The sequence below is a fragment of the Gordonia oryzae genome, assembly GCF_003797185.1.
In the GTDB taxonomy this organism is placed as follows: domain Bacteria; phylum Actinomycetota; class Actinomycetes; order Mycobacteriales; family Mycobacteriaceae; genus Gordonia; species Gordonia oryzae.
Genome location: NZ_RKMH01000011.1, coordinates 108,416 through 123,007, shown reverse-complemented (window position 1 = coordinate 123,007; position 14,592 = coordinate 108,416). Strand labels below are relative to the sequence as shown.

14 protein-coding genes are annotated in these 14,592 nt (G+C 64.9%); 9 read left to right on the top strand and 5 right to left on the bottom strand.

The annotated features are described in order from the left end of the window. Positions 1 to 95: 95 nt before the first annotated feature. Entirely contained in the window at positions 96 to 1,742 is a 1,647-nt protein-coding gene (locus EF294_RS15240) for a helix-turn-helix domain-containing protein (RefSeq protein ID WP_123931575.1), read from the bottom strand. A gap of 9 nt (positions 1,743 to 1,751) precedes the next feature. On the opposite strand from EF294_RS15240, the gene EF294_RS15235 reads away from it, so the two are divergent. The 6 genes from EF294_RS15235 (at position 1,752) to EF294_RS15210 (ending at position 6,749) form a co-directional block, all read left to right on the top strand. Continuing rightward, the gene (locus EF294_RS15235) at positions 1,752 to 2,255 is read left to right on the top strand and encodes a nucleoside deaminase (RefSeq protein ID WP_123931573.1); all 504 of its coding nucleotides are present in this window, start codon (positions 1,752 to 1,754) and stop codon (positions 2,253 to 2,255) included. Beyond that, the gene (locus EF294_RS15230; protein ID WP_123931570.1) at positions 2,252 to 3,238 is read left to right on the top strand and encodes an isopenicillin N synthase family dioxygenase; all 987 of its coding nucleotides are present in this window, start codon (positions 2,252 to 2,254) and stop codon (positions 3,236 to 3,238) included. The genes EF294_RS15235 and EF294_RS15230 overlap by 4 nt, the downstream gene beginning before the upstream one ends. Before the next feature lie 43 nt (positions 3,239 to 3,281). Further along, entirely contained in the window at positions 3,282 to 4,214 is a 933-nt protein-coding gene (locus EF294_RS15225; RefSeq protein WP_123931568.1) for an LLM class F420-dependent oxidoreductase, read from the top strand. A gap of 639 nt (positions 4,215 to 4,853) precedes the next feature. After that, positions 4,854 to 5,711 carry a DUF3137 domain-containing protein gene (locus EF294_RS15220; protein WP_123931566.1) on the top strand — a complete coding sequence of 286 codons (858 nt, stop codon included), beginning with the start codon at positions 4,854 to 4,856 and terminating at the stop codon, positions 5,709 to 5,711. After that, positions 5,708 to 6,313, top strand: a complete 606-nt coding sequence (locus EF294_RS15215; protein ID WP_123931564.1) for a LemA family protein — start codon at positions 5,708 to 5,710, stop codon at positions 6,311 to 6,313. Before EF294_RS15220 ends, EF294_RS15215 begins: the two co-directional genes overlap by 4 nt. Before the next feature lie 37 nt (positions 6,314 to 6,350). Beyond that, a complete protein-coding gene (locus tag EF294_RS15210; protein WP_246007891.1) occupies positions 6,351 to 6,749 on the top strand; it encodes a hypothetical protein in 399 nt (132 codons plus the stop codon). A gap of 39 nt (positions 6,750 to 6,788) precedes the next feature. Here EF294_RS15210 and EF294_RS15205 read toward each other — a convergent pair whose 3' ends face one another. Next, entirely contained in the window at positions 6,789 to 7,409 is a 621-nt protein-coding gene (locus tag EF294_RS15205; RefSeq protein WP_425459441.1) for a TetR family transcriptional regulator, read from the bottom strand. A 196-nt stretch (positions 7,410 to 7,605) separates the two neighbouring features. Here EF294_RS15205 and EF294_RS15200 point away from each other — a divergent pair, with 196 nt between their 5' ends. The 3 genes from EF294_RS15200 to EF294_RS15190 are packed head-to-tail and all read left to right on the top strand — an operon-like array spanning position 7,606 to position 11,009. Next, positions 7,606 to 8,409, top strand: a complete 804-nt coding sequence (locus EF294_RS15200; protein WP_123931560.1) for an SDR family NAD(P)-dependent oxidoreductase — start codon at positions 7,606 to 7,608, stop codon at positions 8,407 to 8,409. Between the two features lie 4 nt (positions 8,410 to 8,413). Continuing rightward, complete coding sequence (locus EF294_RS15195) at positions 8,414 to 9,970, top strand: AMP-binding protein (protein WP_123931558.1); 1,557 nt, start codon at positions 8,414 to 8,416, stop codon at positions 9,968 to 9,970. A gap of 46 nt (positions 9,971 to 10,016) precedes the next feature. Further along, complete coding sequence (locus EF294_RS15190; RefSeq protein ID WP_123931556.1) at positions 10,017 to 11,009, top strand: LLM class flavin-dependent oxidoreductase; 993 nt, start codon at positions 10,017 to 10,019, stop codon at positions 11,007 to 11,009. Between the two features lie 77 nt (positions 11,010 to 11,086). Here the strand turns inward: EF294_RS15190 and EF294_RS15185 are convergent, their stop codons facing one another. From EF294_RS15185 to EF294_RS21495, 3 genes are all read right to left on the bottom strand, one after another. Continuing rightward, positions 11,087 to 11,866 (bottom strand): SDR family NAD(P)-dependent oxidoreductase, encoded by a 780-nt coding sequence (locus EF294_RS15185; protein WP_123931730.1) that lies wholly within the window; start codon positions 11,864 to 11,866, stop codon positions 11,087 to 11,089. Positions 11,867 to 12,071: 205 nt separating this feature from the next. Beyond that, positions 12,072 to 13,772, bottom strand: a complete 1,701-nt coding sequence (locus EF294_RS15180) for a PepSY-associated TM helix domain-containing protein (RefSeq protein WP_123931554.1) — start codon at positions 13,770 to 13,772, stop codon at positions 12,072 to 12,074. A gap of 453 nt (positions 13,773 to 14,225) precedes the next feature. Beyond that, a complete protein-coding gene (locus EF294_RS21495) occupies positions 14,226 to 14,405 on the bottom strand; it encodes a hypothetical protein (protein ID WP_185091105.1) in 180 nt (59 codons plus the stop codon). Between the last annotated feature and the right edge of the window lie 187 nt (positions 14,406 to 14,592).

Sequence of the window (14,592 nt, the reverse complement as noted above, 5' to 3'; positions counted from 1 at the left end):
CGGTCTCCAGGCTCGCCGCTCGCGGTTGCACCTCGACCATCGGGAGCGGGTCGCTCGGGGAGGGAGCTCCTCGACCCACGGATGTCGGCGGGAACTCACCGCTGATCCACGGTCCTGGAATGTAAGACGTTGATGGCCAGCAGAATCGAGGCGTACATGGCCGGGGCGGTAGGGTCGAAGCCGAGTAGGGCGCGGATACGGTCTAGGCGCTGATACAAACTCTGGCGCCCGATGTGGAGGGTCTCGGCCGAGCGGGTGGCGCTGCATCCGTGCGTGAGGTGGACCTCGAGGGTGTGGACGAGTTGCGAGGACGACGCCGCATCCTGGCGTACCAGCGGGGCGATGATCCGGCTCAGCTCGCTGCGTAGACCGTCCGACAACTCGCGCGCCGCGGCGTCGCAGACAAGTTCACGGGCGGCCCTGATGTCAGCGGCGGTACTACCGGCAGAGCGCAATTCGACGGCCACGCCGAGTCTTTCCGAACAAATACGGAGTTCGTCGGCCAACGTCAGGGCAAGCCCGGGACCCGCGCTGGTGTCGGCGAGCGGGCATGGGTTCCCGACGACGACGGTGAGGCGGCCGAGGCGCCGCGGATCGTCGGCCAGCGCCGTGCGGACCTGCTCGGCCGGATCGGTGAATCCGGCGTCGGTGGTGAGGACGAGGCCGAAGACGGTCGCGTCGACGGTGGCATGGACGAGTCCGCCGAGATCCGTGGCCGCCGACAACACCGTTTCGACCATCCGGGTGTCGGGTGCGTGGCCGGCCACCGGCACGAGCACGGACTTGTCGCCCACCGGTAGCCCCGACGTCGACAGCCGCGCAAGAAGATCCGCGCGACGAAGCGGCCGACGGTCGACGAGCTCGGCCACCAGTTGTGCGCCGATGGACGACCGCCTATCGGATCGGGTCAATACCGCCGCCAACGGTCCGACGCCGACACCGAGCAGCGCCTGTACACGTGCGGCGGGTATCGAGGACGCGCTTGGTCCGGCAAAGACCTGCCCGATCTCGCGGCCGCGCAGGGTGATCGGTTGCGCGGCGATCGCGCCGTCGACCACGCGCCACGCGGCACGATCGTCGTCGACTCCGTGGACCGCCAACAGGGCGCCGCCACTACCCACCACGACCAGCGGCGTCCCGGTCACCTCGGCGATGTGCTCGATCATCGCGGCCGCGGCGCCGCGGGCGAGGTCGTCATGCAGGGTCGCGTCGAGTCCACTGCGCAGCCGCAGGTCGCCGACCTCCTGGGACACGATCTCGGTAGTCGCCGTCCGGCACACCTCGATGAACGGCACGATCCGCGACAATTCGATGATCGGCAGGTGCGCGGCCGAACCCTCCCGAATCATCTCCTCGGGTACCGCGTTGAAGCTGCGTCCGACCTCGAACGCCAACCCGGCGACGCCGCGTTCGGCCAGGTCACGCACGTAATGGCGACGGGTACCCGCATCGAGGCCGGCCAAGCCCAGGCCGGTGGTGAGCAGGAGTTCGCCACCGGTCAGCAACGGGCCGATCTCGAAGATTTCGCTGGAGTGTACCCAGCTGACGGCCGTGTCGAGCCGGTCGTGCGCGGTCAGTACACGTGGGCCGGCCGCAGCGAGGTGCGTCTCGATCATGTGCCGCAGGGTGAGCGACGGTGCGGCAGGTAGCGAGGATTCAGACACGACGCTGACGATATGCCCGTTGAGGCTCACTCGCGTCCTGACGAATTGTCGGTTGAGTACGGGTGCGCCCGACGGCACGCTCGAAGCATGACCTCCACCCTTGCCGACACTGGGCTCGACCCGCGATCACTGCTCGACGTCGCCTACAACCAGGCACAGACCGGTCTCTCCGAGGGCGGTATCCCGATCGGTGCCGCCCTGTTCGCTGCCGACGGCACAGTGCTCGGTCAGGGCCGCAATCGGCGCGTGCAGCACGACGATCCGTCGGTGCACGGCGAGACCGACGCCTTCCGTGCCGCTGGCCGGCAACGGGACTACTCCTCGACGATCATGGTCACCACCCTCGCCCCCTGCTGGTATTGCAGCGGGTTGATCCGACAGTTCGGGATCGGGTCGGTGGTCATCGGCGAGACGACGAACTTCTCCGGCGGTCAGGACTGGCTGCGTGAGCTCGGAGTGCAGGTCACTGTCGTTGACGACGACCGCTGCATCGCGATGATGAGCGGCTTCATCGAGAACCATGTGCACCTGTGGAACGAGGACATCGGCGTCGCCGACGTCGAGTCCGACCCAGCCGAGGAGATCGCATGACCACCGCGGACCAGACCGCCAGCCCCATCCTCACCGTCGATCTGCAGCAGTGGCGGCAGGGCGGGGACGCCGCAGCGCAGGTGTGTGCCGCCGTCGACGAATCCCTACAGAAGGCCGGTTTCCTGCTGGTGACCGGACACGGGATCGATCCGTTCCTTCCGGCGGCGTTGCGAGCCGCGGCACGTGAATTCTTCGCCCTGCCCGCCGAGGTCAAGGCACAGTATGCGGTCGGCGTCGGTGGTCGCGGTTGGATCGGCCCCGGTCTGGAGGCCAACGGTTACGCGGAGGGCACCGAAACGCCACCGGACCTGAAGGAGACCTACAACTCCGGCGCACAGACACCGGTCGGGATTCCCGAGGTCGACGATTACTGGTTCGCTCCCGACGTCTGGCCCACCGAGACGCCACGACTGCGGGAGTTGTTCACCGCGTGGACTTCTCAGATGAAGTCGCTCTCCGACGATCTGCTCGCGCTGCTGTCCGAGGCGCTCGGACAAGCCGGCGACGACAATCCGTTCCGCGACCTGGCGGGCAACGCCACCTGGACGTCGAACATCAACCACTATCCGCCGATGACGGTCGTCGGCGACCCCGAGCCCGGGCAGTTCCGGATCGGTCCGCACACCGACTTCGGTACGGTTACCGTCCTCGACCGCGAGCCCGGGGCCGGCGGTCTACAGGTGTACAGCGACGAAAGTGGTTGGGCTGACGCCCCGTACGATCCGGCGGCACTGACGATCAACATCGGTGACCTCCTCGAGTACTGGTCGGGTGGACGCTGGCCGGCCGGACGCCATCGTGTGCTGCCGCCGCAGCCGGAGAGTCCGGAGGAGGATCTCGTGTCGTTGATCTTCTTCTACGAGCTTGATCACGACGCCGTTGTGACGCCGCTGGCGCCGCCGGTGGGTCGCGTATCGGGCCGGCCCGATGTCATTGCCGGGGAGTTCATCAAGGAGCGGTTGGACGCGATCACCTTGGGCTGAGGCGTCCCCGGACCGGTCATCCGACGCCAGGTACGTTGGCGACGTGGACTTCCGAATCTTCACCGAACCCCAGCAAGGCGCCGACTACGACCAGTTGCTCGCCGTAGCAACGGCGACCGAGGACCTCGGATTCGATGCGTTCTTCCGGTCGGATCACTTCCTCGCTATGGGCGGCGCCGACGGGCGACCCGGCCCGACAGACGCGTGGGTGACGCTGGCCGGGCTTGCCCGCGACACCTCCCGTATCCGACTCGGCACGCTCGTCACCTCAGCGACCTTCCGGCTCCCCGGACCGTTGGCGGTCTCGGTCGCACAGGTCGACCAGATGAGTGGTGGCCGTGTCGAATTAGGCCTGGGCGCGGGGTGGTTCGAAGAGGAGCATCTCGCCTACGGTATCCCGTTCCCATCGCTCGGAGAACGGTTCGACCGGCTCGAGGAATCCTTGGAGATCATCACCGGACTCTGGCAGGCACCCGTCGGTGAGCGCTTCGACCACCATGGCGCGCACTACACGGTGCAGAATTCCCCCGCCTTACCCAAGCCGACGCAGTTGCCGCGGCCGCCGATCATCATCGGGGGGATGGGCCGCACTCGGACGCCCGCCCTCGCCGCACGCTTCGCCGACGAGTTCAACATCCCGTTCCGGTCGCTCGACACCGTGGCCGCACAATTCGACACGGTACGTTCGGCCTGTACCACCGTCGGCCGCGACTCCGACACCATGACCTACTCGGTCGCCCTCGTGTTGTGTTGTGGCCGTGACGAAGATGAACTATCACATCGCGCGCGAGCGATCGGTCGCGACGTCGCCGAACTACGTGCGAACGGCGCCGCCGGCACACCCGAGGAGGTCGTCGAGACGATCAGTCGCTTCCGGGACATCGGCGCGAGCCGTGTCTACCTCCAGGTCCTCGACCTCGCCGATCTCGATCATCTCGAACTCGTGGCGAAGGAGGTTGTGCCGCAAGTCAATTAGGGCTGTGCAGATCGGTTGGGTGTGGGCTCCAACGTTCTTCCCAGAGATGCGATTTCGGGTATGCCACTGTCGCGGGCCCAGGCTTGTGCCCGCAGTCGGCAACACCAGCCGTCTTCTCCCGGTGGCGCGGATCGCATCGCCGAGGTGCTCTGTGAGCATGTACACCTCGTACAGGTCGCTGTTATCGAGACGGAGTTACTCGACGATGCCACGTTGATCCGGGGTGTGGTCGGTATGGGTTTTGCGGATAGCCCACATCGCAGCCTTCCGGCCCCACACCGGCAGCAGAGTTCTCCGCCACCGCGACGTCCTTGACAATCGCAGGGATCGACAACACCTTCTGCATTGCACTGGACCTGCGCACGGCCGGACTCTTCTAGGGTTGTTCTAGGGCGTGTCTCCCCATTCGCCTGCGCGTCTTTGCGGTTAGATGGCACGCTGACGGTGTTGTTGTCGGTCACGATGCCTCCGTTATCGCTCCCTCCGCCGCTTTGCCGGGAAACCATCGGCCTCGCACATCCATTGCAGCGGAGTGGAGAGACACGCCCAGGAGTCGTCGCGGTGCAAGCCACCGACCGAATGACCTGCGGGCCGATCCGATCGGTGATCACGGGATCTCCCGGACTAGTATGTTCGTTTATGTTCGCAATGATTGCGATCGACGACTGGCGCCAAGGGGCTCGCGCGAGTGGGCCCGTCTCGGGTCCCTGGTGGTCGCGCACCTCGTTCCTGAATGCGTTGTCGGCGCTGACCTTTCTCGCGCTGATCGCTTTTCACGTGTGGTGGTGGCAGGGTCACGGACGGCCCCTGTCGTGGGTTCTCCTGCCGAGCACCCCGTTTCTGGCCTTCGTGCCGTCCGGGGTGATCATCAAATGTGTGCGCCGACGCTGGGTTCGGGAGTGGGCGTCCGCCAATGGTTTTCACTATCTTCCCGAGTCCGGATGGCCCTTGCCGCCGTGGGACTTCACCCCGTTCTCCGTCGGGCGTGCCCGACGTAAGCGGGTGCGCGACGCGATGACCGGTCGCATTGGCGAGTATCCGGCGACGTACTTTCATTACACCTGGCTCAACAACAACCGGGTGAGTCTGACGACGCACTACCGCAACGTGTTCACCCTCGGGTTGCCTGCGGCGCTACCGCGCCTGACGATGGGCGTCACCATCGACACCACCACCGGAGAACGCGTGCTGTTCGAATCGGCGGACTTCAACGAGAGATTCTTCGTTCACTCGACAAATCCGGCTTTCGCGCACGCGGTGTTCACGCCACGTACCATCGAACGCCTCACCGCACTGGGCCGCACGAGCGGCGCGGTGATCGCGACGAGGTTCGAGATCGTCGGCGACAGCCTGGTCGGCGTGACGACCCTGGGCAATCGGCCACATCAGATCTCGGAGGTGTTTGCCGCGATGACGCTGATCGCCGACGGGATCCCGCGATTCATCTGGACCGACTTCGGTGTGTCAGCCAGTCCGGGTGAGCGGAGCGTGTCATGAGTACCTGGATCGCGGTGATCGTGGTCGTGGTCGTGCTCGCAGGTGTCGGAGTGTGGTACCTGTCGGCGTTCAACGCTTTCGTCCGACTGCGCAACCTCGTGGCCGAGTCGTGGAAGCAGGTTGACGTCGAGTTGCAGCGCCGCCATGACCTCGTACCCAATCTCGTTGCAGCCGTGCGTCAGGCGGCATCATTCGAGCAGGGTGTGCTCGAGTCGGTCACGCGTGCCCGCACCGACGCACAACGGTTGACGGCGCGCGACGACGCCGACGTCGCTGCGGTCGCCGCGGCCGAGGAGTTGTTGAGCACCTCGCTGACCCGGATGCAGGCGCTGGCCGAGCAGTACCCGCAGGTGCAGGCGGTGCGTGGATACGACGCGCTGAGGCGTGAACTCGCCGACACCGAGGACCGGATCGCCGCCGCACGTCGGCTCTACAACGCCAACGTGCGCGCACTGAACACCAGGATCGAATCGATGCCGTCGGCGTGGGTGGCCGCGGCCCATCATGTGGGTCGCGCAGAGTATTTCGAGCCGACGTCGGCGGCGGTAGGTGACGTGCCCGACGTCGGTGATCTGCTGCGAACGGACCGTGCGGAGCCCTGACCGTCGGTTAGTGTGGGGAATGGTCTACGTTTCACTCATGCTCGCCGCCATCGCGGTGTGCGCGTGGGTGTCGTCCTACCGCCGATCGGCCGATGTGCGTCGCGATCCCGACCTCTTTCTCGCGCTGGCCGATCTTGAGAACGAAGCGTCGCCGTCGGGTATCGAGATACGCGCGGCGGCGGTCATCGAGGAGAAGCGCCACCTCGAGATCCGCGCGGGGTGGCCGTCGGCCGTGGTCGCAGCCGCGGGTGTCATGTCGACTGTGCTGATGGTCCAGGATCCGTCCAATGCCATCGGTGGCGGCCGATTACAGTGGCTGACAAGCGAGTTGCTGATAATTGCCGCTATCTCGATCATCTGGACTTTGTGGTGCGTCCATCGTGCATCCCGACTGGTGTTGCGGCAGCGGCACATTCACCGTAGCTGCGGCCGTTGACCCGACCGACGCGTCTCACTCGTGTGCCTGCTCGGGTGGCTATAGCGCGTCGAACGCCTCATCGAGGAGAGCGCGCGCTGCTGTCATCGAGGTGTCGGTGCCGCTGAGGAGGTCGTCCAGGCCTCGCTGGAAGATTCCGTCGAGCGTGACATAGGCAAGTTGCGGCGACATCTGCGAGGGTGTTCGGCGAAGCTCGCAGTACCGATCCACGACCTTCGAGATCATCTGCGCACGAAGGGATTCAATCTCGCAGATCTCGTCACGGAGGGACGACTCGAACCGGGTCTGGTTGCGCAGGTCGTACCAGAGACGGTGCTGCGCGGAATCGGTGGCCAGCGTGGCGAAGAACATTGTGGAAAACTCGTGGCGCAGTTCGGATGCGGTGGTTGCTGATGCCACCGCGTCGTCGTAGCGGGTGACGCACATGGCCTCGAAGATCTTGACGGCCTCGGTGATCAGATCGAGCTTATCGCGAAAGTAGTAGTGCAGAACGCCGTGGGAGAATGCGGAGTTCTGGGCGATCTCACGCAAGCTGGTGCGGGCATATCCCAACTCGGCCAGCGTGACGAGGGTGGCGGTTGCCAGTTCGATGCGACGGGCCTGGAACTTGTCGTGTCCACGCATGCTGGTGCGCGATTCGCTGCGCGTAGTGGTGGTCACCACCGAGATCCTACGTCGGTACTCGCGTCGTATGCACATCAGCGCACAATCGCGGGCGATTGTTTGACAACCGTCCAAGAAAGTCTTGACAGCTGTCAAGATGGCTCCATACTGTGATCCACACGACACAGGCATGGTTTGTGGAATCGGCCTCACCATCCGGTGCGGCCAGCCACCCAGATGGAGGAGCACGTCGATGACGAGTAGTGACTTGGCAGGCCGAACGGCGCTGGTTACCGGCGCGGCGCAGGGTCTCGGCGCCGGAATGGCCTCGGCGCTGGCGTCCGCGGGAGCGGCGGTCGCCGTCGCCGACATCAACGATGAGCTCGGAAAGCAGGTCGTCGAGGACCTCCGCGCGTCCGGGGCCCGGGCAGAGTTCGTCCACCTCGACGTCCGCGAGGACGGACAGTGGGCAGATGCAGTCTCCGCGGTCGTGGAAACCCTGGGTGGACTCGACATCGTGGTGAACAACGCGGGGATCGAGGTTACCGAGCTTCTCGTCGATCTCGATCCCGCTGCTGCCACCGAACTACTGTCGATCAACGTCCTTGGCACGGCGCTCGGTATCAAGCATGCGTTTCGCGCGATGCGTCCCGGAGGGGCTGCGGGCTCGGGCGGATCGATTGTCAACATTGCTTCGGTTGCTGCCACGATCGCATTTCCGGGTATCTCGATATACTCGGCGTCAAAGTCCGGTATCGACCGACTGACCCGGGTGGCCGCCGCGGAGTCGGGGAAGTTGGGCTACGGGGTGCGGGTCAACAGCATCTATCCGGGACTGACGCCGACGGCAATGGGCAACAAACTGGCGGTGGAGACCGCAAGCCTTGGACTGTTCGATTCGCCGGAGGCCGCTGCGGGGGCGGTCGCCGAACTGACGCCCCTCGGGCGACTGGGCCAGATCGACGATATGGCCGACGCGGTGGTGTTCTTGTCTTCCGACGCAGCGAAGTTCATCACCGGCGCCGGCTTGCCGGTCGACGGTGGAATGGGAATGTGATCCGGTGAGTCTGGCCTTCTACCTGGACAAGGGTGCCTCACTCGACCCGGATGCCCCGTGTCTGACCTACCACGGACACAGCATGAGCTATGGCGAGGTGGTCGCGCTCTCCCGGTCGGTGTGCGCGGCGCTGCGCCGCTCCGGTATCGGCCCGGGTGACACGGTCGGCATTTTGTCGGCCAACCATCCGGTGTCGTTCGCGACCGTCTTCGGAATCGCCCGTGCCGGCGCGATCTGGTGTCCGATCAATCCGCGCAACGCGGCACGGGAGAACGCGGAGCTTCTCGCCCGGTTCGATTGCACCACACTGATTTTCCAGCCGTCTTTCGACGATCTGGTAGCAGAGATCGCCCCCGGGCTCCCGGCGCTGAGCACTCTCATCCGCTTGGGCGAGAGCACTGACACGGCGCTCGGGTTCGACGAGTGGCGGGCCGCCGGCAACCTGGGTTCCGCGGGTACCTCCGAGGCTGCCGACTCCGGAGATGCCGATCCCGTCGACGGTGTGGTTGCCCTGGTGGGCACCGGCGGCACCACCGGCCTTCCCAAGGGCGTGATGTTGACCGATCGCAACGTGCAGACGATGTCGGACGTCGTGCTCATGCGTTACCCGTTCGAGGGTCGCCCCCGCTACTTGGCGCTTGCGCCACTGACACACGCCGCCGGGGTGCTCTGCTTCCCGATCATGGCGTTGGGTGGCGAGATCGTGGTGATGGATCACCCTGATGTCGGGGAGTTCCTGACGCTGATCGAGCGCCACCGGATCACCCATACCTTCCTGCCGCCGACGCTGATCTACATGGTCCTCGCGCACGGCGCGCTCGACTCCACCGACCTTTCGTCATTGCAGTGCTTTTGGTATGGGGCGGCGCCGATCTCAGCCGATCGGCTTGCGGAGGCATTGGATCGAATCGGGCCGATGGGTCAGTTGTTCGGGCAATCAGAGGCCCCCATGATGATCTCCACCCTCTCGCCCGCGGAGCACCGCAACGACGACGGCAGCATCGCAGTCGAGCGGCTGACGAGCGCCGGACGACCTTCGCCCGCGGTCATCGTCGCCATTCTCGATGAGCAGGGCGTCCCCGTCGAGAACGGTGTGCGTGGCGAGGTCTGCGTGCGTGGGCCATTGGTGATGAAGGGCTATTACCGCGACCCCGAGGCGACGGCCAAAGCCTCCGAATTCGGTTGGCACCACACCGGAGACATCGGCTTTCTCGACGCGCAGGGTCTCCTGCACATCGTCGACCGGGCCAAGGACATGATCATCACCGGCGGCTTCAACGTCTACTCCGTAGAGGTCGAGCAGGCGCTGATGGCGCACGACGCGGTGCGCGATTGCGCGGTCATCGGACTGCCGGACGAGAAGTGGGGTGAGCGGGTCACCGCGGTCATCACCCTCGCCGAGAATGCCGACCTCGACCTCGACGAGTTGACCGCATTCGTCAAGAAGCGTGTCGGAAGTGTCAAGGCTCCCAAACAAATCGAGGTCTGGAAAGACTTGCCACGATCCACCGTCGGAAAGATCCTCAAACCCGACATCCGCAGCACCCTGACCACCGCCTGACTTTTCCCGGCTCATCTATTTCTCGAGACACAGTGAAGGACTCATCATGGATCTGGCGCTCTACCTGCCCAACTTTCGCGAGAAAGTCACCGTCGCCGAACTCGCCGAGCTCACAGCGCTCGCCGAGGAACTCGACTTCGCCTCGGTGTGGACCTTGGATCGCATCATCGTGCCGGAGTCGTCGGACCGCGCAGAGATGGAGTACGCGTTCGGGATGATGAATGAGCTACCCAAGCAACTGCCGGTGTCCTCGAGAGGCGAGTTCCTGCAAGGCTTTCCGCTACTTCCGTGGCTCGCGGCGAAGACCAGCAAGGTGCGCATCGGCATGAGCATCATCGACACCCCCTACCGGGCACCCGGGGTGCTCGCCGCCGAACTCGCCACCATTGATCATCTGAGCAACGGACGGCTGAACGTGGCCGTCGGTTCGGGATGGATGCCCGAGGAGTTCGCGGCAGCCAGTGCGGGCCACATTTTCCCGCGTCGCCATCAGCATCTGCGCGAGACGATCGAGATCCTGCAGGGCATCTGGGCCAACGAGGTCTTCGAATATCACGGAGAGTTCGCCGACTTCGGCCCCAGCGGCTTCGGCGCCAAGCCACTACAGGCACCGCGTCCGCCGATGTACTTCAGCGGGTTGAAGGACGCGAAGCGGGCGGCCAAACGCGTGGCCAAGTATGGGTTGGACGGGTGGATTGGTATTCAGGACACGCCGGAGGAGATCTCCGCCTGGCGCTCGGAGATCTCCTCCGAGCTCGATTCCCTCGATACCGAACGCACGATTGACGACCTCGATATCTGCTCGATGATCTGGACAGTCATCACCGACGTCGACATGGACCAGACCCCAGCGGGCAAGGCGACCAATCTGCTGGTCGGCTCGGAGAAGCAGGTCACCGATATCCTCAAGCGCTATCGGGAAGCCGGGCTGACGACGCTGCTGCTGTGGCCACCCTTCGCCGATGTGCCCACGGCGAAGACGACCGACGACATGAAGCGCCTCAAGAACGACATCCTGCCGAAGATCGAGGCGATGTGATCGGCTGACGCCGAGAGGCACCTGACCTGCGTGCCCGGTTGGTTGAGCCGGGATTGGGGAAGACCCCGCCCATCGCGCTAGCGCGGTCGCACGGCGCGCTCGGCGACGGCGAGGACCGCTCGGCGTGGTGCTAGCCGGCTCGAGGAGGCACTTAGCTGGTTCGCCAGACCGTCGACGACGCTGGGCTTGCCCGCCTCGAGTGCCGAGAGTGCGGTGTCGACGACCTGCCGGGTGCTGCGCCGCGTGCCGACGGCCGCGTCATCGGAGCCGGCGACGTCGAAGAACGCGGTGTCGGTGGCGCCGGGGCAGAGCGCGAGAACTCGGACGCCGTGGCGCTTGGCCTCCCACCACAACGCCTCACTGAGTGAGAGGACGTAGGCCTTGGTGGCCGCATAGACGGCCATGTGCGGCACCGGCTGGAAGGCCGCGGTGCTGGCGACATTGATGATCGATCCGGACTTGCGGGCCGTCATCCGCTGGACATAGATGGTGGTGAGGTCCGTCAGCGCCGCGACATTGAGACTCACCTCGTCGCGGATTCGGGCGGGATCGGCATCGGCGAGGTCGCCATAGGTGCCGAATCCCGCGTTGTTGATCAGGAGGTCTATTTCGATACCGAGTGCGTCGACGTCGGCAACCAGAGACGCTGCGGCGCCCGGCACGGAGAGATCCGAGCCGATCACCTCGGCACGGATTCCGTGTGTGGAGCGTAGCTCTTCGGCGAGTGCGCTGAGCTTGTCGACACTGCGAGCCACCAGGATCACGTTGGTGCCCTTGGCCGCAAGCGTTCTGGCGAACTCCTCGCCGATGCCGGCGCTGGCGCCGGTGATGAGGGTGGTGAGGTTGCGGTATTCCAAAGTGATCACGTCCTGTCGGGCTTGATGTCGGGGCCGGTCCGCCGGCCGATGAGGATTCGCATCCTCATGGCCGGCGGCGGCAAGTACAAAGACTTCATCTTGCCCACCGAGTATCCCTTCTGCACAGCCGAAGGATCTCTCGGCATACGCCACCTCTACCTTGACGACCCCACAGCCCGGCGATCCGACGAACTCGAGGACAGCATCACTCCGGCTCTGCTGGACTCCGTTCACCGCCGTCTGGATCAGCCGGAACCGTTGTAACGACGCGGTTTCCGTTGTTGAACACCACGTCGGCAAGAGGCGGATACACCGACGTAGGTGGTGCGGCGTCGTTGGCGTCGGGATCCGAAACCGATGTCGCGCGCTCGCGTCGTCGTCTCGCCAGGATCAGTTCGACGACGAGCACGACGAGAACAGACACTCCGAAGACCGGATAGAGCACTCCGAGGACCACTGCGATTGCGGTGATTGCGTAGACGGCCCCCTTCGGGGTATCGGCTCGCGTCTGCTCGTTGGCGGGTGCAGGCAAACCGGTACTACCAGGGCGACGTCGCCTCCACCACATCATGATTCCGGTGAATACCATGACGAGCAGCCCGAGGCAGGCGCCGGTCGCGGTGATTCGCGTGACAACGCCGAGTTGATTCCCCATGTGCATCGCGATGCCGAAACTCGTCAGTCGCGATAGCGCGCCACTCTGATCGGCAGTCGAATTCGCTATGGTCGCCCCGGTGAACTGATCCAGATAAAGTGTGCGTTGCTCGGATAGACGCTGAGGCCATCGGTTGATCACCATGTAGCTGCCGAAAGTCGGCTTCCCGTCCGTGGTCGAGTCCGTCGGGGGAATGATCGAGTAGCCCGGAATCATTCCCTCCTTCTGGGCAATTGCATGGATATCGGCGTAGGAGATCCGGGCCGGCAGTGAGCCCGGTTTGACACCGGGTGTGGACGCGTACACGGGATCGGTGGTGGCGGCCCAGGCGATCCGGCGTCCGAGTCGGTCGTAGTCGCCGACTTTCGCCGGGGTCGACGGTGCGTCGACGGAGGTGTCCGGTGTGAACGTCGCGGCGACCGCCCGCCAGTTCTCGCCCCAGTACCGCGACCAGGTCATGCCGGACACGATGTAGCAGATGAGAACGATCGAGATCACCACGCCGACAAGGGCGTGCACGTCCCTCCACCGGATCCGTCCGCCCCGGCCCCAGCGCACTTTCAGCAGTGGTTTCGACGCCTCGATCGCCCGCGGCCACCAGAGATAGATGCCGCTCAACAGCAAAACGAGGATCCACGTCGCCGTGAGTTCAAACCACAAGTTGCCGATACCCACCGGAATCGTGGCATCGGGGTACGAGTCGGGATTGATGATGTGGCCAAGGGAGGGCAACTGAATGGTCGGCCCGTCGTTTCCGAACATGCGGTGTACCTGATTGGCGAATCCGACCAACCCTGACAACTGGTCGCGCTGGCCGAGAAACGCGCCGGTGTACGGATCGATGAACACCTGGATCACGTCGGCCCCGGCGTTCGGGTACGACTGGGCGTCCGTGGCAGTGAAGTCGATCCTCGTCGAATGATCGGGTTTGTCAGGCGGAGTCACCGCTTCCAATGTCCCGGCGTCGCCGATGTGCGCTATCGCCACGGCTACCTGTCGATCGAGCGGCACCGTGGACGCGCCCTGCTGGACCACAAACAGGTCGCGGTTCAAAAAGTTGTCGAGGGGCTGGCTGTACAGGATGACCAGGCCCGAGAGAGCAAGCGTCACCAGTACCGGAGCGGCGAAGAGGCCGACCCAAAAGTGTAGGCGCCAGATCCGGCGCAGAACTGCGGTGCTGGCGCGCCGGTTGGCGCGCGAAGACGGTTCGCGCGGTGAGGTGTCCCGCGATGGCGTATCCGTCGAGTTCATCCAGGTCTCCCGATGGTCATGAGTGAGGGGCGGACCCGCCTACGTCGAGGCGAAGAAGGCGGGTTTCGTCGGAGTAGTCGGATGTCGCGGCCATTGGGTTCCAGCCGAATGAGGTAGTGTCCGAATCGGTCATGCGGCCCTTGAGCCAGAGCGCTGTCGACCGATCGCTCGCGGTAGAACGAGGCCCGTGTCGATCCGGCCGACCCAGATCGGAATCTTGCGATACCCGCCTGTGGCATCGGGGTGGTGTGCACCTGGTACGGCGCCGTGGGCGATATGGCTACCCGACGGCCGGCGCAAGTGACATCGCCTCCGGGGACGCAAAGCCGATTTCCGGAATTTGCATGATCCAATCGTTGGTGCGCAGGTCAGATATGGGAGCCGATGATGGGAATCGAAACCGCGTATTGAGCTCGGAAATCAGGCCGGTGTTGAGGATGCCTATTATTCTGCCTACCAGCTATGGCGCGGCATCTGTGCCACGTAGCCCTCGTTGGGGCGCACGCTGATGTCAACCACTTCGGACTGCCCTCGCGTCGCGCGAGTGAGGGCGGCAGGGTACCCCGCGTCGTAGGCGCGGTTGTCGTCGGCGTCCGGGGTGACGGCAAGCAACTTGGCGACGGAGACCTGCACCACCGTGCCGGGTATCCGGTCGATGTCGTTTAGGGCGGCGCGGTAGCCGTCTGGCTGGTCCGAGGCGGCGTCGGCTAGGGGGCCAGTGTCATTTCGTGTAGCGCGGAGCTGCGTGCGTTCTCGGCTCGGCGTAGGGCTTCGGTGGCGTCTTGGTCGAGTTGGCGGAGGACGTCGGTGGTGTTCATGC

What these genes read in the sequence shown, in the direction of transcription:
- EF294_RS15215 (WP_123931564.1), top strand. Translation starts at nt 5,708, where the DNA reads ATGAGTACCTGGATCGCGGTGATCGTGGTCGTGGTCGTGCTCGCAGGT.
- EF294_RS15180 (WP_123931554.1), bottom strand. Translation starts at nt 13,772, where the DNA reads ATGAACTCGACGGATACGCCATCGCGGGACACCTCACCGCGCGAACCG.
- EF294_RS15200 (WP_123931560.1), top strand. Translation starts at nt 7,606, where the DNA reads ATGACGAGTAGTGACTTGGCAGGCCGAACGGCGCTGGTTACCGGCGCG.
- EF294_RS15210 (WP_246007891.1), top strand. Translation starts at nt 6,351, where the DNA reads ATGCTCGCCGCCATCGCGGTGTGCGCGTGGGTGTCGTCCTACCGCCGA.
- EF294_RS15230 (WP_123931570.1), top strand. Translation starts at nt 2,252, where the DNA reads ATGACCACCGCGGACCAGACCGCCAGCCCCATCCTCACCGTCGATCTG.
- EF294_RS15190 (WP_123931556.1), top strand. Translation starts at nt 10,017, where the DNA reads ATGGATCTGGCGCTCTACCTGCCCAACTTTCGCGAGAAAGTCACCGTC.
- EF294_RS15235 (WP_123931573.1), top strand. Translation starts at nt 1,752, where the DNA reads ATGACCTCCACCCTTGCCGACACTGGGCTCGACCCGCGATCACTGCTC.
- EF294_RS15220 (WP_123931566.1), top strand. Translation starts at nt 4,854, where the DNA reads ATGTTCGCAATGATTGCGATCGACGACTGGCGCCAAGGGGCTCGCGCG.